Here is a 19,541-nt window from a genome sequence, read left to right on the forward strand (position 1 = left end):
CGCCACACTACGTACAAGGGGGTGTCACACAATGGCGAAAAAGGTTATTAAGATTGTTAAACTGCAAGTACCTGCTGGTAAAGCGAATCCGGCTCCACCAATCGGTCCGGCTCTCGGTCAAGCAGGTGTTAACATCATGGCTTTTTGTAAAGAGTTCAACGCTCGTACAGCTGATCAAGCGGGTTTGATTATTCCTGTTGAAATCACAGTATTCGAGGACCGCTCCTTCACGTTTATTTGCAAAACTCCACCGGCTGCTGTATTGCTGCGTGTTGCTGCAAAAATCGAAAAAGGTTCCGGCGAACCTAACAAAAAGAAAGTTGCTACTGTTAAACGTGCAACGGTTCGTGAAATTGCCGAGCAAAAAATGCCTGATTTGAACGCTGCATCCGTTGAGGCTGCAATGCGCATGATCGAAGGTACTGCTCGCTCCATGGGCGTAGTTATCGAGGACTAATTTATTTTGCTCTGCAAGGGGCTGACGTGACAACTGGCATCGCTTCGCGTGATGTAACGGTTGCACAACCGAAGTGACAACTGACTTTTGCTTTGCATAAAGTAACAGTTGCACTACCAGTGAAGACCGACTTAGCTTCGCCTAAGCAACGGTTGCACTACCAGTGGGAGGATATTCCGCTAATACCACATAGGAGGAAAACAAAGTGCCAAAACACGGTAAAAAGTATTTGGAAGCTGCAAAGCTGATCGATACTGAAGCGGTTTACGAGCCGTTGGAAGCTATCGAGCTTGTAAAAAAAGCAGCGACTGCAAAATTCGACGAAACCGTTGAAGTAGCAGTTCGTTTGGGCGTAGACCCAAGAAAGCAAGACCAGGCTGTTCGTGGCGTTGTTGTATTACCGCACGGAACTGGTAAAACTAAGCGTGTTCTTGTATTTGCTAAAGGGGAGAAGGCTAAAGAAGCGGAAGCTGCTGGCGCTGACTTCGTAGGCGATCAAGACATGATCAACAAGATCCAGCAAGGCTGGTTCGACTTTGATGTGTGCGTAGCTACTCCGGACATGATGAGTGAAGTGGGTAAGCTGGGCCGTATCTTGGGTGGTAAAGGTTTGATGCCTAACCCTAAAGCCGGTACCGTTACATTTGATGTAGCGAAGGCGGTTCAAGAGATCAAGGCTGGTAAAATCGAATACCGCTTGGATAAGGCTGGTCAAATCCATGCTCCTATCGGTAAAGTTTCCTTTGATGCTGAGAAGCTGGCTGACAACTTCCGCGCATTGATCGATGCTTTGAACAGAGCGAAGCCTGCGGCTGCTAAAGGTGTATACCTGAAAAACATCGCTGTTTCCTCGACCATGGGTCCTGGCGCGCGCGTAAACGCTCAAACCTTCAGATAAGGTTAAGTTTGGCTGTTGACTTTTGCGGTCACACATGCTAACCTATCTAAGTTGACAAACGAATATGACTTACCGTAGACAGCAGGTGCTTTCGAGCTTAATTTCCTGCCGAGGTGTTATGATATAAGATCGGATTCTTTGGTTGCAAAGATAACGAATCATCATGCCTTCGCAGTGTCTGCGGAGGCATTTTTGCTTTTAGCGGATGCCTCCGCGGCACTTCCGATAGAACGTGTAACGGAATGCTAACGGATTGTTTACGAGATAAGTGAATCACGATATGTTTTCTAGCGAAAACAAGCTAATGCTTACGAAGAATGCTTCCTTACGGAAGCACTTAGGAGGTGCAAAAATGGCAAACGCGAAAATTCTTGAGCAAAAATCTCAGCAAGTTGCAGAAGTAGCAGAAAAGCTGAAAGAAAGCTCTTGTACAATCGTCGCAGACTACCGTGGATTGAACGTTGCTCAAGTAACTGAGCTGCGTAAACAACTGCGCGAAGCGGGCGTTGAGTTCCAAGTATTGAAAAACACTTTGGCAAGACGTGCAACTGCGAATGCTGAACTTAGTGCACTGGATGAGTACTTAACTGGTCCAACGGCTATCGCATTCAGCAAAGACGATGTCGTAGCTCCTGCAAAAATCTTGACGGCTTTTGCAAAGAAAAACGAACATCTTAGCGTAAAAGCAGGTGTGGTTGAAGGTAAAGTAGTTGATTTCGACCAAATCAAAGCACTGGCAGAGCTTCCTTCCAGAGAAGGTTTGCTGTCCATGTTGCTCAGCGTGCTCCAAGCTCCTGTTCGCAACTTCGCCCTTGCGGTTAAAGCTGTGGCAGAAAAAGACGGCGCACAAGAAGCTTAATAAGCTTTGTAGTTGATTACCCAAAAACACAAATAACTGGAGGTATATATACCATGAGTAAAGAGCAAATCTTGGAAGCCATCAAAGGCATGACAGTTTTGGAATTGAACGATCTTGTTAAAGCAATCGAAGAAGAATTCGGCGTTACTGCAGCAGCTCCTGTAGCAGTAGTAGCTGGCGGCGGCGGCGCTGCTGAAGTTGCTGAGCAAACAGAATTCGACGTAATTCTGACTAACGCTGGCGCTTCCAAAATCAACGTTATCAAAGTTGTTCGTGAAATCACTGGCCTTGGCTTGAAAGAAGCTAAAGATCTGGTTGACGGCGCACCTAAGCCAATCAAAGAAAAAGTGGGCAAAGAAGACGCAGAAGCAGTTAAAGCTAAGCTTGAAGAAGCTGGCGCATCTGTAGAAGTGAAATAATTAAAGTTGTCAACAGACCCCTTGGAGATCTTACCTTCAAGGGGTCTTCTTTATCTGCTAGTGAAGCCGAAGTTGAGGTAATAGGCCAATAGCAGATAGTCACCGCGAAAATACATTCCTGGAGGTGATTGCAATAAGCGAGCATTATTATTCTAAAAATCCGACCGCGGCGCATGACGTACATAGGGTCGAAGAGACGCTGGTAGGCCGTAAATTTACCTTTGTAACGGATGCGGGGGTCTTTTCCAAAAAGGGGGTGGATTACGGATCGAAGGCTTTGATTGCCGCGATGGAGCTGCCCGAAGGCGCTAGTGTTTTGGATGTGGGCTGCGGTTACGGACCTATCGGACTTGCGGCGGCTAGCGTGATCCCGCAAGGGAAAGTGACTATGGTGGATATCAATGAGAGAGCGATTGAGCTGTCTCGACAAAATGCGGAGAGAAACGGCATAACGAACGTTGAAATCTTGCAAAGCGACATGCTGTCCGAAGTAATGGAGCGGAGGTTTGATGTTGTACTGACGAATCCGCCGATCCGGGCAGGCAAGGAAACCGTGCATCGCATATTTGAACAAGCCTATGAGGTCTTGCACCCGGGAGGCTCACTGTGGATTGTCATTCAGAAGAAGCAGGGCGCGCCGACTGCATTCGCCAAGCTGGAGAGTTTATACTCCAAAGTGAGCGAGATCGGCAAGGATAAAGGCTACCGAATCATTAAAGCCGTGAAATAAGTGGATTGAAATACAATTTTGTTGACTTGACATTTCGTATGTGATATTATTATAAAATGTCAGCATTAGGGTAGGTAACTATGTCTTTAGTTTACTAAAATGTCAAGACATTTTTTTCGTACCAGGATGAATAAAGTTTAGGCATTCGACGTATAATGTTTAAATTTTAGGTAAAACCTACAAGGTATGAAGAAAATTATGGTAACATGAAAGTTGATGCATTTAGAAGCTTCCAAAAGAAGTATCACTTCAACAGTATTTACTCGAGAAGGCTTCAGGAGAGGCTTTTATTTTGTTCTATTGAGTAGACATGAGGGGTGAATCAAAGTTGGCGGGTCATCTTGTTCAATTAGGTCGACGCAAACGCAGGTCATACGCTCGGATTCATGAGGTTCTGGAGGTTCCGAACCTGATTGAGATCCAACAAAAATCATATGAGTGGTTTTTGGAAGAAGGATTGCGTGAAATGTTTCAGGATATTTCCCCGATTCAAGATTTCACGGGGAACTTGGTGTTGGAGTTTATCGATTACAGCTTAGGCGAACCTAAGTACTCCGTCGATGAATCCAAAGAACGCGACGTTACTTACGCAGCTCCACTTCGTGTGAAAGTGCGCTTGATCAATAAGGAAACCGGCGAGGTCAAAGAGCAGGAAGTATTTATGGGAGATTTCCCTCTGATGACGGAAACGGGGACTTTTATTATCAATGGTGCCGAACGGGTTATCGTCAGTCAGCTGGTTCGATCTCCTAGCGTCTATTTTAGCACGAAAGTGGACAAAAACGGCAAGAAAACATATACGGCAACCGTTATTCCTAACCGCGGCGCTTGGCTTGAGTTAGAGACGGATGCAAAGGACATCATTTATGTCCGGATTGACCGCACACGGAAAATCCCTGTTACCGTATTGTTGAGAGCGTTGGGCTTCGGTACGGATGCAGAGATTTTGGATCTGCTGGGTGACGATGAGTACATCCGCAATACACTGGATAAAGACAACACGGATTCGACGGATAAAGCGTTGATCGAGATCTACGAACGCTTGCGTCCAGGCGAACCGCCTACGCTGGATAATGCAAGAAGCTTGCTGGTCGCTCGTTTCTTCGATCCAAAGCGTTATGATTTGGCTAACGTGGGACGTTACAAAATCAACAAAAAGCTTCACATCAAAAACCGCCTCTTCAACCAGCGTTTGGCTGAAACATTGGTGGATACGAGTACCGGAGAGATTATTGCGGAAGCCGGCCAACTGCTGGATCGCCGCTTGCTCGACGAAATCATTCCGCATTTGGAAGACGGCGTAGGCTTCAAGGAATATACGGCTGTTAACGGTGTAACGGAAATGGAGCATATCCCTTTCCAATGCATTAACGTGTACTCTCCTATCGAAGACGGTAAAATCGTAAAAGTCATCGCGAACGGTAAAATCGATAAATCCGTTAAAAACATCACGCCTGCAGATATCATTTCATCTATCAACTACTTTATTAATCTTCTGCACGGTATTGGCAGCACGGATGATATTGACCATCTTGGCAACAGACGCTTGCGCTCTGTAGGCGAGCTGCTGCAGAACCAGTTCCGTATCGGGTTGTCCCGTATGGAGCGCGTAGTGCGCGAGCGGATGTCCATTCAGGACGCCAATGTTATCACTCCGCAGGCTCTGATCAATATTAGACCTGTTATCGCATCGATTAAAGAGTTCTTCGGAAGCTCCCAGCTGTCTCAGTTTATGGACCAGACGAATCCTTTGGCCGAGCTGACGCATAAACGTCGTTTGTCTGCCTTGGGACCGGGCGGTTTGACGAGAGAGCGCGCAGGCTTTGAAGTCCGCGACGTGCATCACTCTCACTATGGCCGTATGTGTCCTATCGAGACTCCGGAGGGTCCGAACATCGGTTTGATCAACTCTCTCTCTACTTTTGCGAGAATCAACGAGTATGGCTTCATTGAAGCTCCTTACCGTTGGGTTGATCCTAAGACGGGGATCGTTACAGAGCAAATCGCATATTTGACAGCGGACGAGGAAGATAACTACGTCGTTGCGCAGGCGAATGCCGATTTGACGGAGGAAGGCCTTTTTGCCAACGATTCCGTAATCGTTCGTTACAAAGACGATATTTTGACGCTTCCGAAAGATCGCGTTGACTATATGGACGTATCGCCAAAACAGGTTGTGTCCGTTGCGACAGCGTTGATTCCGTTCCTGGAAAATGACGACTCCAACCGCGCCTTGATGGGTTCGAACATGCAGCGGCAAGCCGTTCCATTGCTTATTCCTAAAGCGCCTGTCGTAGGTACGGGGATGGAGCATAAGGCTGCGAAAGACTCCGGCGTATGTATCGTATCCAAAGTAGACGGTGTGGTAGAGCGCGTATCCGCCAATGAGATTTGGGTCCGCCGCCAAGCTGTAGTTGACGGCAAGCTGGTTAACGGAGATTTGGTGAAGCACAAGCTGCATAAGTTTATGCGTTCCAACCAAGGAACGTGCATTAACCAGCGTCCAATTTGCCATAAAGGCGAGAAAGTGCGTGTCGGCGATATTTTGGCTGACGGTCCTTCCACGGAAATGGGAGAATTGGCACTAGGACGTAACGTGGTCGTAGCGTTCATGACTTGGGAGGGCTACAACTACGAGGATGCTATTCTTCTAAGTGAGAAGCTGGTTAAAGAGGATGTATACACATCCATTCATATCGAGGAATACGAGTCCGAAGCACGTGATACGAAGCTGGGTCCTGAGGAAATTACGCGCGATATCCCGAACGTGGGCGAAGATGCGCTGAAGAATCTGGACGAGCGCGGTATTATTCGTGTCGGTGCGGAAATTGGTGCCGGCGATATTCTCGTAGGTAAAGTAACGCCTAAAGGGGTTACGGAGCTTACAGCGGAAGAGCGCTTGCTGCACGCGATTTTCGGTGAGAAAGCCCGCGAAGTTCGCGACACTTCCCTCCGCGTACCGCATGGTACCGATGGTATTGTTGTAGATGTCAAAGTATTTACCCGTGAGAACGGCGATGAGCTTCCTCCTGGGGTAAATCAACTGGTTCGTGTCTATATCGCGCAAAAACGGAAAATTTCCGAGGGCGATAAAATGGCCGGCCGTCACGGTAACAAAGGGGTTATCGCAAGAATCCTGCCGGAAGAGGACATGCCGTTCCTGCCGGACGGTACGCCGGTACAGGTTGTACTGAACCCGCTGGGTGTTCCTTCCCGGATGAACATCGGTCAGGCATTTGAAGTGCATTTGGGTATGGCGGCGAACCTGCTCGGTATCCATACCGCAACGCCGGTATTTGACGGCGCACGCGAGTACGACGTATTTGATACGATGGAAGAAGCCGGTATGAACCGCAGCGGTAAAACAATGCTGTATGATGGCCGTACAGGCGAGCCGTTTGAACGTGAAGTTACCGTAGGTGTCATGTACATGATCAAACTGGCGCACATGGTTGATGATAAAATCCATGCTCGTTCCACGGGTCCATACTCTCTCGTTACACAGCAGCCTCTGGGCGGTAAAGCTCAGTTCGGCGGGCAGCGTTTCGGGGAGATGGAGGTATGGGCTCTCGAGGCATATGGAGCAGCCTATACGCTGCAAGAGATCTTGACAGTGAAGTCCGATGACGTGGTTGGCCGCGTTAAGACTTACGAGTCGATTGTCAAAGGGGAGAACGTTCCTGAGCCAGGCGTTCCTGAATCCTTTAAAGTATTGATTAAAGAGCTTCAAAGCTTGGGCATGGACGTGAAGATCTTGTCCGGAGACGAGCAAGAGATCGAAATGAAGGAAATGGACGACGAAGATGAGGTTACAAGCGACAAGCTGAATCTCAATCTCGAAGGCACGGAGTTAGGTGTAGAATAACGCAATTCGTAAGACCGTTAGAAGTCGGGTGGTGCATGAAGAGGTGGAAGCTGCTTCCTCCTTAGGCGCATCGCCTGATTCCCGGTTTGTTCATTCTATAGCCTCGTAAGAGGCTTTATGCGTACGATGCAGTTTTGTTCCACAAAACTTTAAGGAGGGTTGCTCCTTGATGGACGTTAACAACTTCGAATTTATGAAAATTGGCTTAGCCTCTCCGGAGAAGATCCGTTCTTGGTCCCGCGGGGAAGTAAAGAAGCCGGAAACCATCAACTACAGAACATTAAAGCCGGAAAAAGAAGGCTTGTTTTGTGAAAAGATTTTTGGACCGACAAAAGACTGGGAATGTCATTGCGGTAAATACAAGCGCGTTCGTTATAAAGGCGTAGTTTGCGACCGCTGCGGCGTCGAAGTTACACGTCAAAAAGTCCGTCGTGAGCGCATGGGTCACATCGAGCTTGCTGCTCCTGTATCGCATATTTGGTATTTCAAAGGGATTCCGAGCCGTATGGGCTTGGCTCTCGATATGTCTCCTCGTTCCCTCGAAGAGATCATCTATTTTGCATCCTATGTTGTTACGGATCCAGGAGATACACCTCTGGAGAAAAAACAGCTGCTGTCCGAGAAAGAATACCGCAGCTACCGCGAGAAGTACGGCTACGCATTCCAAGCCGGTATGGGTGCGGAAGCAGTCAAAAAGCTGCTTCAAGACATCGATATCGACAAAGAAGTGGAAACGTTGAAGGAAGAGCTTAAGACAGCTCAAGGTCAGCGCCGTAATCGTGCCATTAAGCGTCTTGAAGTAATGGAAGCATTCCGGAACTCGAAAAATATGCCGGAGTGGATGGTTCTTGACGTGCTTCCGGTTATTCCTCCGGAGCTTCGTCCGATGGTTCAATTGGATGGCGGCCGTTTCGCTACGTCCGACTTGAACGATTTGTACCGCCGTGTTATTAACCGGAACAACCGTCTGAAACGTTTGCTTGATCTTGGAGCGCCGGATATTATCGTTCAGAACGAGAAGCGGATGCTGCAGGAAGCGGTTGACGCCTTGATCGATAACGGCCGCCGCGGCCGTCCGGTAACAGGTCCTGGTAACCGTCCTCTGAAATCCTTGAGCCATATGCTGAAGGGTAAACAAGGCCGTTTCCGTCAAAACCTGCTCGGTAAGCGCGTTGACTACTCCGGACGTTCGGTTATCGTTGTAGGACCGAGCCTCAAAATGTATCAATGCGGTCTTCCGAAAGAAATGGCTTTGGAATTGTTTAAGCCTTTCGTTATGAAAGAGCTTGTAAATAAAGGTTTGGCTCATAACATCAAGAGCGCCAAGCGTAAAGTAGAACGCGTAAGCCCTGAAGTATGGGATGTGCTGGAGGAAGTTATCAAGGAACATCCGGTACTGCTGAACCGTGCTCCTACGCTTCACCGTTTGGGTATCCAGGCGTTCGAACCGATTTTGGTTGAAGGCCGCGCCATCAAGCTGCATCCGCTCGTATGTACGGCGTACAACGCAGACTTTGACGGTGACCAAATGGCCGTGCACGTACCGTTGTCCTCCGAGGCTCAGGCGGAAGCTCGCGTCCTTATGCTTGCATCCGGCAACATCCTGAACCCGAAAGACGGCAAGCCGGTCGTAACGCCTTCCCAGGATATGGTTCTCGGCAGTTTCTATTTGACTACCGATAACAAATTCGCCAAAGGCGCTTTGTCGATCGTTCGTTCCGTGGCCGAAGCCGTTTCCTTGTACCAACGCGGAGCCGCTTCCTTGCATGCACGGATCGCCATTCCGGCGAAGGTCCTTAACAAAACAAGCTTCACGCCTGAACAGCAGGAAGCTATGCTGATCACGACGATCGGTAAGGTTATTTTCAATGAAATTTATCCTGCCGATTTCCCTTTCATCAACGAGCCAACTAAGGCGAACTTGCTGAACGGAGCTTCCGACAAATACTTTGTATTTGAAAAAGGCGCCGATCTCCGCAAAGTGATGGAAGATTTGCCTGAGTGCAAAGCGGTAGGCAAAGAGTATTTGGGAACTATCATTGCGGAGTGCTTCCGCAAATATCATACTACCTTGACGTCGGTTATTTTGGACCGCATCAAGGAGCTTGGCTTCACGTATTCTACGAAAGCCGGTATTACCATCGCCGTTTCGGACGTTACGGTACCGCCTGAGAAGGATGCATTGCTGAGAGAGTCCGAAGAAAAGGTTAACGTCATTACAAATCAATACCGCCGCGGCTTGATTACCGACGACGAACGTTATGACCGCGTTATTTCCATCTGGAGTAAAACGAAGGATGAAATCACGGACATTTTGATGAAATCGCTGGATAAGTACAACTCCATTAACATGATGGTGGAGTCCAAAGCACGGGGTAACAAATCGCAGATTACACAGCTTGGCGGTATGCGCGGTCTGATGGCGACACCGACGGGTCGTATCTACGAATTGCCGATCAAATCGAACTTCCGTGAAGGTCTTACCGTATTGGAGTACTTTATCTCCACTCACGGTGCTCGTAAAGGTCTTGCGGATACGGCGCTTCGTACGGCGGACTCCGGTTACTTGACTCGACGTCTCGTAGACGTTGCGCAAGACGTTATCGTTCGCGACGAGGACTGCGGTACGGATAAAGGCTTCATTGTGAGCCGAATTCAGGACGGTAAAGAGGTCATCGAGGATCTGTACGATCGTATTGAAGGACGCTATGCTTTTGAAACGATCCGTGATCCGAAAACCGGTGAAACCATTGTTGGACGCAATGAGCTTATCGAAGCGAACATTGCCGACCAAATCATTGCTGCCGGTATTGAAAAACTGCAAATTCGTTCCGTACTCAGCTGCCGCTCCAGACATGGCGTGTGCAAAAAATGTTACGGACGTAACCTGGCCACAGGCCAGCACGTGGAAATCGGTGAAGCTGTAGGTATTATCGCGGCTCAGTCCATCGGGGAACCGGGAACACAGCTGACGATGCGTACGTTCCATACCGGGGGCGTTGCGGGAGACGATATTACCCAAGGTTTGCCGCGTATCCAGGAGCTGTTCGAAGCCAGAAATCCGAAAGGTCAAGCGATTATCACGGAAATCGACGGTACCGTCAAAGATATTCGTGAAGCTAAAGACCGCCGCGAGATTGAAGTGTTGGGCGAAGCGGAATCCAAAGTATACGCCGTTCCTTACGGATCCCGTATTCGTGTGTCGGTGAACCAGCAAGTCGAAGCCGGCGACGAATTGACGGAAGGCTCCATCGATCCTAAAGAAATGCTGCGTATTAAAGGTATCCGCGGGGTACAAAACTACATTCTTCAAGAAGTACAGCGCGTTTATCGTAACCAGGGCGTTGAAATCAACGATAAGCATATCGAAGTTATGGTTCGCCAAATGCTTCGTAAAATCCGTATCGTTGACGCTGGAGATACCACGCTGCTTCCTGGATCGTTCGTTGACATGCATGAATATGAAGAAGCTAACAAGGTGGCGTTGTTCGCAGGCGAAGAGCCGGCCGTTGCCAGACCGGTGCTCCTCGGTATTACGAAAGCATCGCTCGAGACGGATTCGTTCTTGTCCGCGGCATCCTTCCAAGAGACAACTCGCGTATTGACCGATGCCGCTATCAAGGGCAAAGTCGACCAGCTGCTTGGCTTGAAGGAAAATGTCATCATCGGTAAGCTGATTCCTGCAGGTACGGGAATGTCCAGATACCGCAATATCCGTATTACCAACCCGAATGAGCTGGAAGCCGATGAGGATCAGTCGTTAGAGATGGAGCCTGTATCGGTAGAATAAACCGCCGCAAGGAAGGCTGTTAAACGCTTGTCTTCACGAAGAGAGATGACAAATATTTTCTTTTTGTGAAGACAAGCAATTTTCTTGACACGGTGGAATCCGGATGCTAATATATCGAAGTGTGCCATTTTCCTTTGGAGGATGCTTTCATGTCTTATGAAAAAGTGAAACAGGCAGCAAACATTATCATAGGTACGAAGCAAGCGACAAGAATGGTAGAGTTGGGTAAAGCCAGCGAAGTTTTTGTTGCTAACGATGCAGATCCGCGAATAACGATAAAAATGGTTAACCTCTGCAAGAAAATGGGGGTTAAAGTAACATACGTTGATTCCATGAAGTTGCTAGGTAAGGCGTGTGGTATTGAAGTTGGAGCTGCGATGGCAGCTGTAGTAGATGAATGATGTAAGCATGTTTTTGTCAACAAAACAGCGATGTGATGATGGCAAAAACTTTTCATTTGTTCATTTACGATTCGCCTGGATCTGTGGGCTTAAAAATTAAAGTCAACCATTTTGGAAGGAGGTGGCGACATGCCAACAATTAACCAACTCGTTCGTAAAGGACGTCAAGCGAAGGTGGATAAATCGAAATCCCCGGCTCTTCAAAAAGGTTTTAACGCTCTGAAAAGAGAAGCTACAGACCTGAGCGCTCCTCAAAAGCGCGGTGTATGTACTCGTGTAGGTACAATGACACCGAAGAAACCGAACTCCGCCCTTCGTAAATATGCCCGTGTACGTTTGACTAACCGTGTAGAGGTTACTGCTTACATTCCGGGTATCGGACATAACCTGCAAGAGCACAGCGTTGTATTGATTCGTGGTGGACGGGTAAAAGACCTTCCAGGGGTACGTTACCATATCGTTCGCGGCGCTTTGGATACATCCGGTGTTAACAACCGTATGCAAGCTCGTTCGAAGTACGGTACGAAACGTCCGAAAGTGAAAAAGTAATTTGATCTAAAATAGAATGAACTTTTTGAGAAAGGGGGATAACTATGCCTCGTAAAGGTCCAGTTACTCGCAGAGACGTATTGCCAGATCCTATTTATAATAGCAAGCTGGTAACTCGTTTGATCAACCGTATTATGATCGATGGCAAAAGAGGTGTCGCTCAGACAATTCTCTATAATGCTTTCAATCTGATTCAAGAACGTACAGGCAAAGAGCCGATGGAAGTGTTTGAAGCAGCCATCAAAAACATCATGCCTGTTCTTGAAGTTAAAGCCCGTCGTGTTGGTGGTGCCAACTATCAAGTACCTATCGAAGTTAGACCAGAGCGTCGTACGACTTTGGGTCTTCGTTGGTTGGTAAACTATTCTCGCCTTCGCGGTGAGAAAACGATGGAAGAAAGATTGGCTCAAGAAATTATCGATGCCAGCAACAACACAGGTGCTTCCGTTAAGAAACGTGAAGATACGCACAAAATGGCTGAAGCCAACAAAGCGTTCGCACACTATCGTTGGTAAAATTACATTCCTGATAATAGGAAGGAGACAACCTAATGGCTAGAGAGTTCTCCTTGAAAGATACGCGTAATATCGGGATTATGGCGCATATTGATGCGGGTAAAACGACGACTACCGAGCGTATCTTGTTCTATACAGGCCGTACTCACAAAATCGGTGAGGTGCACGAAGGTGCAGCGACTATGGACTGGATGGAGCAAGAGCAGGAGCGCGGGATTACGATTACTTCCGCCGCTACTACAGCTGCTTGGAAAGGTCACCGCATCAATATTATCGATACCCCGGGTCACGTTGACTTCACCGTTGAAGTTGAACGTTCCCTGCGCGTGTTGGATGGAGCAGTTGGTGTGTTCAGTGCGAAGGAAGGCGTTGAGCCTCAATCCGAGACAGTTTGGCGTCAAGCTGACCGTTACGGAGTTCCTCGTATTGCATACGTAAACAAAATGGACATCATCGGTGCGGATTACTTGGGAGTAATTGATCAAATGCGCGAAAGACTTGGCGCAAATGCAGTTGCTATCCAATTGCCAATCGGTGCTGAAAGTGATTTCATCGGAATTATCGATTTGGTTGAACAAGTTGCCTACATGTATAAAGATGATTTGGGCAAAGACATCGAGCAAACCGAAATTCCTGCTGAATACAAAGACAAAGTGGAAGAGCTTCGTCTTGAACTCGTGGAAAAAGTTGCTGAGCTTGATGAAGAGCTTACAATGAAATACCTCGAGGGTGAAGAAATTACGGTTGAAGAGCTCAAAGCAGCGCTGCGCCGTGGTGTTTGCCAAGTGAAAATCTTCCCTGTTGTTTGTGGTTCCTCGTACCGCAACAAAGGCGTTCAATTGATGATTGACGCAGTTGTGGATTATTTGCCGGCTCCTATCGATGTTCCTGACATCAAAGGAACTTTGGATGACGGTACGGAAGTCGTTCGTAAATCTGCTGACGATCAACCGTTCGCTGCTCTTGCGTTCAAGATCATGACGGATCCGTTTGTTGGTAAATTGACGTTCTTCCGCGTATACTCCGGTATCTTGAACTCCGGATCTTACGTTATCAACTCCACAAAAGGCAAGCGTGAAAGAATCGGTCGGATTCTGCAAATGCATGCTAACAGCCGTCAAGAAATCAGTATTGTATACTCTGGTGACATTGCAGCTGCCGTCGGTCTGAAAGATACTACGACAGGCGACACGCTATGTGACGAGAAAAATCCGGTTATCCTGGAGTCCATGAACTTCCCTGAGCCGGTTATCCAGCTTGCGGTTGAGCCGAAAACTAAGGCTGACCAAGACAAAATGGGTATCGCTTTGCAAAAGCTTTCCGAAGAAGACCCTACTTTCCGTGCACATACGGACGAAGAAACAGGTCAAACGATTATCGCCGGTATGGGTGAGCTTCACCTGGAGATTCTGGTTGACCGTATGCTTCGCGAGTTCAAGGTAGAAACCAACGTGGGTAAACCACAGGTTGCTTACCGTGAAACATTCCGTCAAGCGGCTAAAGTTGAAGGTAAATTCGTTCGCCAATCCGGTGGCCGTGGTCAATACGGACATTGTTGGGTTGAGTTCGAACCGCTTGAAGCTGGTACTGGATTCCAGTTTGAGAGCAAAATCGTGGGTGGATCTATTCCTAGAGAATATATCGCTCCGATCCAAGCAGGTATTGAAGAATCCATGAAGAACGGCGTATACGCTGGCTTCCCTCTGGTTGACATTAAGGCAACTGTCGTTGACGGTTCCTACCATGATGTTGACTCCAGTGAGATGGCGTTTAAAATTGCCGGTTCCATGGCTCTGAAAGCTGCTGCTGAGAAATGCCGTCCGGCATTGCTTGAGCCGATCATGAAAGTAGAAGTAACCGTACCGGAAGAGTACATGGGCGACGTAATGGGCGACCTGAACTCCCGCCGCGGACGCATCGAAGGAATGGATGCTCGTCACGGAGCACAAATCATCCGTGCCAAAGTACCTCTTTCCGAGATGTTCGGATACTCCACTACTTTGCGTTCCCGTACTCAAGGTCGCGGTGTTTACTCTATGGAAATTTCCCACTATGAAGAAGTGCCTAAGTCCATTGCAGAAGAAATCGTTGCAAAGAACAAAGGCGCCTAATAATAAATGTCTATTTAAGGAGGCAATCTAACCATGGCAAAAGCTAAATTCGAACGTAATAAACCCCATGTTAACATCGGTACCATCGGTCACGTTGACCACGGTAAAACAACTTTGACTGCTGCTATCACAACTGTATTGTCCAAAAGATACGGTGGCGCAGCGGTAGCTTTCGACCAAATCGACAAAGCTCCAGAAGAGCGTGAGCGCGGTATCACTATCTCCACTGCACACGTTGAATATGAAACTCCTAACCGTCACTACGCACACGTAGACTGCCCAGGCCACGCTGACTATGTTAAAAACATGATCACTGGTGCTGCTCAAATGGACGGCGCAATCCTGGTTGTATCCGCAGCTGACGGCCCAATGCCACAAACTCGCGAGCACATCCTGTTGTCCCGTCAAGTAGGCGTTCCTTACATCGTAGTATTCTTGAACAAATGCGACATGGTAGAAGACGAAGAACTTCTTGAGCTGGTTGAAATGGAAGTTCGCGACCTTCTGAACGAATATGAGTTCCCAGGCGACGATACTCCAATCGTTCGTGGTGCTGCTCGTGAAGCTCTTCAAAATCCAGACGGAGCATGGGCTGACAAAATCGTTGAGCTGTTCGAGCAAATCGATACTTACATCCCAACTCCAGAGCGCGACACTGACAAGCCTTTCTTGATGCCTGTCGAGGACGTATTCTCCATCACTGGTCGTGGTACAGTTGCTACCGGTCGTGTAGAGCGTGGTACTGTTAAAGTACAAGACGAGGTTGAAATCGTTGGTTTGGCTGAAGAAACTCGCAAATGCGTAGTTACAGGCGTTGAGATGTTCCGCAAATTGTTGGATTCCGCTCAAGCGGGCGACAACATCGGCGCATTGCTTCGCGGTGTAGACCGTAAAGATATCGAGCGTGGACAAGTATTGGCTAAAACGGGTTCCGTTAAGCCTCACACTAACTTCTCTGCTCAAATCTACGTTTTGACTAAAGAAGAGGGTGGCCGTCATAAGCCTTTCTTCACAGGCTACCGTCCACAGTTCTACTTCCGTACAACTGACGTTACAGGTATCATCAACCTTCCAGAAGGTACTGAAATGGTTATGCCTGGCGACAACATCACAGTTACAGTTGAACTGATCGCTCCAATCGCTATCGAAGAAGGTACTCGTTTTGCGATTCGTGAAGGCGGACGTACTGTTGGTGCGGGCGCGGTTGCTACAATCAGCAAGTAATTGTTGATTCCAATAATCCCTTCATCTTCTATAAGATGAGGGGATTTATTTTTTTAGACAAATGCATAAAGATTTACTTGCTTTTTGTTTCTGGTTTTTATATAATAGTGAACGTTGGTCTGTGACGTTGCGATGACGTGAGAGGTTGCTGACACACCCGGCCCCTTTGCCATAGGGGCGGCGTCAGGAGATTTTCACTGAGTATGTCCGATACTAAATTGGGCGATAGAAGGAGGGAATACTATGGCAAAGCAAAAAATTCGTATTCGTTTGAAGGCTTATGATCACAGAATTCTGGATCAATCCGCTGAGAAAATTGTAGAAACTGCGAAACGTTCCGGTGCAGGTGTATCTGGTCCGATTCCGCTGCCTACGGAGAAACAAATCATTACGATTCTTCGTGCGGTTCACAAATACAAAGACTCTCGCGAACAATTCGAAATGCGCACACATAAGCGCTTGATCGATATTGTTAACCCAACGCCGCAAACAGTAGATGCTTTGATGCGTTTGGATCTGCCGTCCGGTGTGGACATCGAAATCAAACTGTAATTCACATGTGTATAAATAAATGAACGTATAAGAAGAAACGAGGTGTCAACGATGAAAGGTATCTTAGGGAAAAAGCTTGGGATGACTCAAGTATTTACTCCAGAAGGTTTGGTTATTCCAGTAACAGTTATCCAAGCTGGTCCTTGTACTGTACTTCAAAAGAAGGACGTGGAGAACGACGGTTACGAGTCCATCCAAATCGGCTTTGAAGATAAGAAAGAAAAGAATGCTAACAAACCTGAGTTGGGCCATGCGAAGAAAGCAGGCGCAACACCTAAGCGCTACGTAAAAGAGTTTCGCGGAATGACTGAGTATGAAGTTGGCCAAGAGATTAAAGCTGACTTGTTCACAGCAGGCGAATTCGTTGACGTAACAGGTACTTCCAAAGGTAAAGGGTTCCAAGGTGTTATCAAAAGACATAACCAATCCACAGGTCCAATGGCTCACGGTTCCCGTTATCACCGCGGTCCAGGTTCCATGGGTTCGATCCAAGCTAACCGCGTTCCTAAAGGTAAAAACCTGCCAGGACATATGGGTAGCGAAACCGTAACATTGCAAAACCTTGAAGTCATTAAAGTGGATACAGATCGCAATGTAATCTTGGTTAAAGGCTCCATCCCAGGTGCTAAAAACAGCTACGTTAGCGTGAAATCTACGGTTAAGAAATAAGTAAAGCAAGAAAGGAGGATTACAGATGCCAAAAGTAGCATTATACAACGTTAGTGGTTCCCAAGTGGGAGAAGTTGAATTGTCGGATTCCGTATTCGGAATTGAACCTCACGTTCACGTGTTGAACGAGGCTGTTCTGATGCAGCGCGCTTCTCTGCGTTTTGGTACTCATAAGGTAAAGGGACGTTCCGAAGTTCGCGGCGGTGGTCGTAAACCTTGGAAACAAAAAGGTACAGGCCGTGCACGTCAAGGTAGTATTCGTGCTCCTCAATGGAAAGGTGGCGGCGTAGTATTCGGACCGACTCCTCGGAGCTATTCCTACAAGCTGCCTAAAAAAGTTCGTCGTCTTGCGATTAAATCTGCATTATCTTCCAAGGTAATTGGAAATGAAATCATCGTGTTGGATCAATTGCAATTGGCTCAACCGAAGACTAAAGATTTTGCAGCGATTCTTAGCAACCTGAAAGTAGACCGCAAAGCTTTGGTAGTAACGGCTGGTTACGAAGAAAACGTAGCATTGTCCGCACGCAACATTCCTGGCGTTAAGTTTGTAGTTGCTGAAGGAATTAACGTGCTTGATGTTATGGTTTATGACAAGCTGATCATTACTAAGGACGCGGTACAGAAGGTAGAGGAGGTGTTTGCGTAATGAAGAACCCTCGCGACATTATTAAGCGCCCTGTGATCACTGAGCGTACGAGTGATATGATGGCCGAGAAGAAATATGTCTTCGAAGTGGAACTCCGTGCGAACAAGACGGAAATCAAGCAGGCCATTGAGTCTATTTTCAAAGTGAAAGTAACGAATGTTAACACATTGAGAATGCCTGCTAAGCCTAAGCGTTACGGTCGTCATTCCGGATATACATCCGAGTGGAAAAAAGCGATTGTTTCCTTGAGCGCAGACAGCAAAGAACTCGAATTCTTCGAGAACGCGTAATTAATTCTTTTAAAGTAAGGAGGGAATCCAAGTGCCAATCAAAAAATATAAACCAACTTCACCTGCAAGACGTGCTATGTCGGTTTCTACATTTGAAGAAATCACGACATCCACACCGGAGAAGTCCTTGCTGGCTCCTCTGAGCAAAAAAGCAGGTCGCAATAACCAAGGTAAAATTACGGTTCGTCACCACGGTGGTGGACATAAGCGTAAATACCGGATTATCGACTTCAAACGGAACAAAGATGGAATACCTGGACGCGTTGCTACTATCGAGTATGACCCGAACCGTTCGGCTAACATCGCTTTGATTCACTATGCTGATGGTGAGAAGCGTTACATCATCGCTCCTAAAGGCTTGAAAGTGGACGATCAAATCGTGTCCGGCGTTGGCGCGGATATCAAGATCGGTAATGCACTGCCTCTTGAAAACATTCCTGTAGGTACTGTGATCCACAACATTGAGTTGAAACCAGGTAAAGGCGGACAATTGGTACGCGCTGCCGGTACAGAAGCTCAATTGCTCGGTAAAGAAGATGAGTATGTAACCATTCGTCTTTCTTCCGGCGAAGTAAGAAAAGTCCTCAAAGTTTGCCGCGCTACGATCGGATCCGTAGGTAACGAAGACTACGAGCTGGTTAAAATCGGTAAAGCCGGACGTTCCCGCTGGTTGGGTCAAAGACCAGAAGTGCGCGGGGTTGTAATGAACCCTAACGATCACCCTCACGGTGGTGGTGAAGGCCGCGCTCCAATCGGACGTAAATCCCCGATGTCTCCATGGGGTAAACCGACTCTTGGTTATAAAACTCGTAAAAAAGGCAAAGCTTCTGATAAATATATCGTTCGTCGTCGTACGAAGTAATTTCATTCTCGTTACGATTAATGAAGGGAGGAACGAAACATGGGTCGCAGTTTGAAAAAAGGCCCTTTCGTTGACGGCTATCTTCTTAAGAAAGTCGAAGCGCAAGGTGACACTACGAAGAAACAAGTAATCAAAACTTGGTCTCGCCGCTCCACTATTTTCCCGCAATTTATCGGATTCACATTTGCGGTGTACGATGGTAGAAAGCACGTGCCGGTTTATGTTACTGAGGATATGGTTGGACACAAACTGGGTGAGTTTGCGCCAACTCGTACTTACAAAGGTCACGATGATGACAAGAAAACAGGTAAACGCTAATTGAGCGTTTCGCAATATGAGTTGTAGATGAGAGGAGGTACTTCCATGCAAGAAGCTAAATCTATTGCAAGATTCGTCCGCATTGCTCCTCGTAAGGCGCAATTGGTGGTAGACTTGATCCGCGGCAAGCAAGTTGGAGAAGCGATCGCAATTTTGCGTCACACTCCAAAAGCGGCATCCCCGATTGTGGAGAAGGTTCTGAACTCGGCTATCGCAAATGCTGAGCACAACTACTCCATGGATCCTAACAGCTTGGTGATCTCTCAGGCTTATGTTAACCAAGGTCCAACAATGAAAAGATTCCGTCCTCGCGCAATGGGACGTGCGAGCCGTATTAATAAACGTACCAGCCACATTACATTAGTGGTATCTGAAAAATAAGG

At 47.4% G+C, this 19,541-nt stretch carries 19 protein-coding genes and 1 other annotated feature; all 19 genes read left to right on the forward strand.

Annotated features, from left to right (window positions below; genetic code table 11):
- Positions 1–31 precede the first annotated feature (31 nt).
- The 19 genes from rplK to rplV all read left to right on the forward strand — a co-directional run bounded on the left by rplK (position 32) and on the right by rplV (position 19,539).
- Positions 32–457: a 50S ribosomal protein L11 gene (gene rplK / locus DVH26_RS02145; protein WP_028552028.1), complete on the forward strand. Its 426-nt coding sequence runs from the start codon at positions 32–34 to the stop codon at positions 455–457.
- 205 nt (positions 458–662) lie between these two features.
- The gene (rplA, locus tag DVH26_RS02150; RefSeq protein ID WP_239630944.1) at positions 663–1,355 is read left to right on the forward strand and encodes a 50S ribosomal protein L1; all 693 of its coding nucleotides are present in this window, start codon (positions 663–665) and stop codon (positions 1,353–1,355) included.
- A gap of 54 nt (positions 1,356–1,409) precedes the next feature.
- Positions 1,410–1,558: a sequence feature (ribosomal protein L10 leader region), on the forward strand.
- Positions 1,559–1,707: 149 nt separating this feature from the next.
- On the forward strand, positions 1,708–2,214 hold the full coding sequence (gene rplJ / locus DVH26_RS02155; protein WP_239630945.1) for a 50S ribosomal protein L10: 507 nt from the start codon (positions 1,708–1,710) through the stop codon (positions 2,212–2,214).
- A gap of 53 nt (positions 2,215–2,267) precedes the next feature.
- Entirely contained in the window at positions 2,268–2,633 is a 366-nt protein-coding gene (gene rplL, locus DVH26_RS02160) for a 50S ribosomal protein L7/L12 (protein WP_239630946.1), read from the forward strand.
- Between the two features lie 133 nt (positions 2,634–2,766).
- Positions 2,767–3,363 carry a class I SAM-dependent methyltransferase gene (locus tag DVH26_RS02165; RefSeq protein ID WP_239635257.1) on the forward strand — a complete coding sequence of 199 codons (597 nt, stop codon included), beginning with the start codon at positions 2,767–2,769 and terminating at the stop codon, positions 3,361–3,363.
- A 328-nt stretch (positions 3,364–3,691) separates the two neighbouring features.
- Positions 3,692–7,228 (forward strand): DNA-directed RNA polymerase subunit beta, encoded by a 3,537-nt coding sequence (rpoB, locus tag DVH26_RS02170; RefSeq protein ID WP_239630947.1) that lies wholly within the window; start codon positions 3,692–3,694, stop codon positions 7,226–7,228.
- 166 nt (positions 7,229–7,394) lie between these two features.
- Entirely contained in the window at positions 7,395–11,018 is a 3,624-nt protein-coding gene (rpoC, locus tag DVH26_RS02175) for a DNA-directed RNA polymerase subunit beta' (RefSeq protein ID WP_275590443.1), read from the forward strand.
- A gap of 149 nt (positions 11,019–11,167) precedes the next feature.
- Complete coding sequence (locus DVH26_RS02180; RefSeq protein ID WP_239630948.1) at positions 11,168–11,419, forward strand: ribosomal L7Ae/L30e/S12e/Gadd45 family protein; 252 nt, start codon at positions 11,168–11,170, stop codon at positions 11,417–11,419.
- A 129-nt stretch (positions 11,420–11,548) separates the two neighbouring features.
- Positions 11,549–11,968, forward strand: a complete 420-nt coding sequence (gene rpsL, locus DVH26_RS02185) for a 30S ribosomal protein S12 (RefSeq protein ID WP_239630949.1) — start codon at positions 11,549–11,551, stop codon at positions 11,966–11,968.
- Between the two features lie 44 nt (positions 11,969–12,012).
- A complete protein-coding gene (gene rpsG, locus DVH26_RS02190) occupies positions 12,013–12,483 on the forward strand; it encodes a 30S ribosomal protein S7 (RefSeq protein ID WP_239630950.1) in 471 nt (156 codons plus the stop codon).
- Between the two features lie 35 nt (positions 12,484–12,518).
- Complete coding sequence (fusA, locus tag DVH26_RS02195) at positions 12,519–14,594, forward strand: elongation factor G (RefSeq protein WP_239630951.1); 2,076 nt, start codon at positions 12,519–12,521, stop codon at positions 14,592–14,594.
- Positions 14,595–14,627: 33 nt separating this feature from the next.
- Positions 14,628–15,818 carry an elongation factor Tu gene (gene tuf, locus DVH26_RS02200; protein WP_239630952.1) on the forward strand — a complete coding sequence of 397 codons (1,191 nt, stop codon included), beginning with the start codon at positions 14,628–14,630 and terminating at the stop codon, positions 15,816–15,818.
- A gap of 243 nt (positions 15,819–16,061) precedes the next feature.
- On the forward strand, positions 16,062–16,370 hold the full coding sequence (gene rpsJ, locus DVH26_RS02205) for a 30S ribosomal protein S10 (RefSeq protein WP_005544556.1): 309 nt from the start codon (positions 16,062–16,064) through the stop codon (positions 16,368–16,370).
- 51 nt (positions 16,371–16,421) lie between these two features.
- Entirely contained in the window at positions 16,422–17,039 is a 618-nt protein-coding gene (gene rplC / locus DVH26_RS02210) for a 50S ribosomal protein L3 (RefSeq protein ID WP_239630953.1), read from the forward strand.
- 25 nt (positions 17,040–17,064) lie between these two features.
- The gene (rplD, locus tag DVH26_RS02215; protein ID WP_239630954.1) at positions 17,065–17,688 is read left to right on the forward strand and encodes a 50S ribosomal protein L4; all 624 of its coding nucleotides are present in this window, start codon (positions 17,065–17,067) and stop codon (positions 17,686–17,688) included.
- A complete protein-coding gene (rplW, locus tag DVH26_RS02220) occupies positions 17,688–17,978 on the forward strand; it encodes a 50S ribosomal protein L23 (RefSeq protein WP_028552014.1) in 291 nt (96 codons plus the stop codon). Before rplD ends, rplW begins: the two co-directional genes overlap by 1 nt.
- 31 nt (positions 17,979–18,009) lie before the next feature.
- On the forward strand, positions 18,010–18,840 hold the full coding sequence (gene rplB / locus DVH26_RS02225; RefSeq protein ID WP_239630955.1) for a 50S ribosomal protein L2: 831 nt from the start codon (positions 18,010–18,012) through the stop codon (positions 18,838–18,840).
- A 39-nt stretch (positions 18,841–18,879) separates the two neighbouring features.
- Positions 18,880–19,158 (forward strand): 30S ribosomal protein S19, encoded by a 279-nt coding sequence (rpsS, locus tag DVH26_RS02230; protein WP_239630956.1) that lies wholly within the window; start codon positions 18,880–18,882, stop codon positions 19,156–19,158.
- 45 nt (positions 19,159–19,203) lie between these two features.
- Complete coding sequence (rplV, locus tag DVH26_RS02235; protein WP_239630957.1) at positions 19,204–19,539, forward strand: 50S ribosomal protein L22; 336 nt, start codon at positions 19,204–19,206, stop codon at positions 19,537–19,539.
- The last annotated feature ends 2 nt before the right edge of the window (positions 19,540–19,541 follow it).

This window comes from Paenibacillus sp. H1-7 (genome assembly GCF_022354825.1).
Taxonomy (GTDB): Bacteria; Bacillota; Bacilli; order Paenibacillales; family NBRC-103111; genus Paenibacillus_S.

Coding starts and splice junctions, on each gene's coding strand:
- rplK (WP_028552028.1), top strand. CDS start 32: ATGGCGAAAAAGGTTATTAAGATTGTTAAACTGCAAGTACCTGCTGGT.
- rplJ (WP_239630945.1), top strand. CDS start 1,708: ATGGCAAACGCGAAAATTCTTGAGCAAAAATCTCAGCAAGTTGCAGAA.
- rplL (WP_239630946.1), top strand. CDS start 2,268: ATGAGTAAAGAGCAAATCTTGGAAGCCATCAAAGGCATGACAGTTTTG.
- DVH26_RS02180 (WP_239630948.1), top strand. CDS start 11,168: ATGTCTTATGAAAAAGTGAAACAGGCAGCAAACATTATCATAGGTACG.
- rpsL (WP_239630949.1), top strand. CDS start 11,549: ATGCCAACAATTAACCAACTCGTTCGTAAAGGACGTCAAGCGAAGGTG.
- rpsG (WP_239630950.1), top strand. CDS start 12,013: ATGCCTCGTAAAGGTCCAGTTACTCGCAGAGACGTATTGCCAGATCCT.
- fusA (WP_239630951.1), top strand. CDS start 12,519: ATGGCTAGAGAGTTCTCCTTGAAAGATACGCGTAATATCGGGATTATG.
- tuf (WP_239630952.1), top strand. CDS start 14,628: ATGGCAAAAGCTAAATTCGAACGTAATAAACCCCATGTTAACATCGGT.
- rpsJ (WP_005544556.1), top strand. CDS start 16,062: ATGGCAAAGCAAAAAATTCGTATTCGTTTGAAGGCTTATGATCACAGA.
- rplC (WP_239630953.1), top strand. CDS start 16,422: ATGAAAGGTATCTTAGGGAAAAAGCTTGGGATGACTCAAGTATTTACT.
- rplD (WP_239630954.1), top strand. CDS start 17,065: ATGCCAAAAGTAGCATTATACAACGTTAGTGGTTCCCAAGTGGGAGAA.
- rplW (WP_028552014.1), top strand. CDS start 17,688: ATGAAGAACCCTCGCGACATTATTAAGCGCCCTGTGATCACTGAGCGT.
- rpsS (WP_239630956.1), top strand. CDS start 18,880: ATGGGTCGCAGTTTGAAAAAAGGCCCTTTCGTTGACGGCTATCTTCTT.
- rplV (WP_239630957.1), top strand. CDS start 19,204: ATGCAAGAAGCTAAATCTATTGCAAGATTCGTCCGCATTGCTCCTCGT.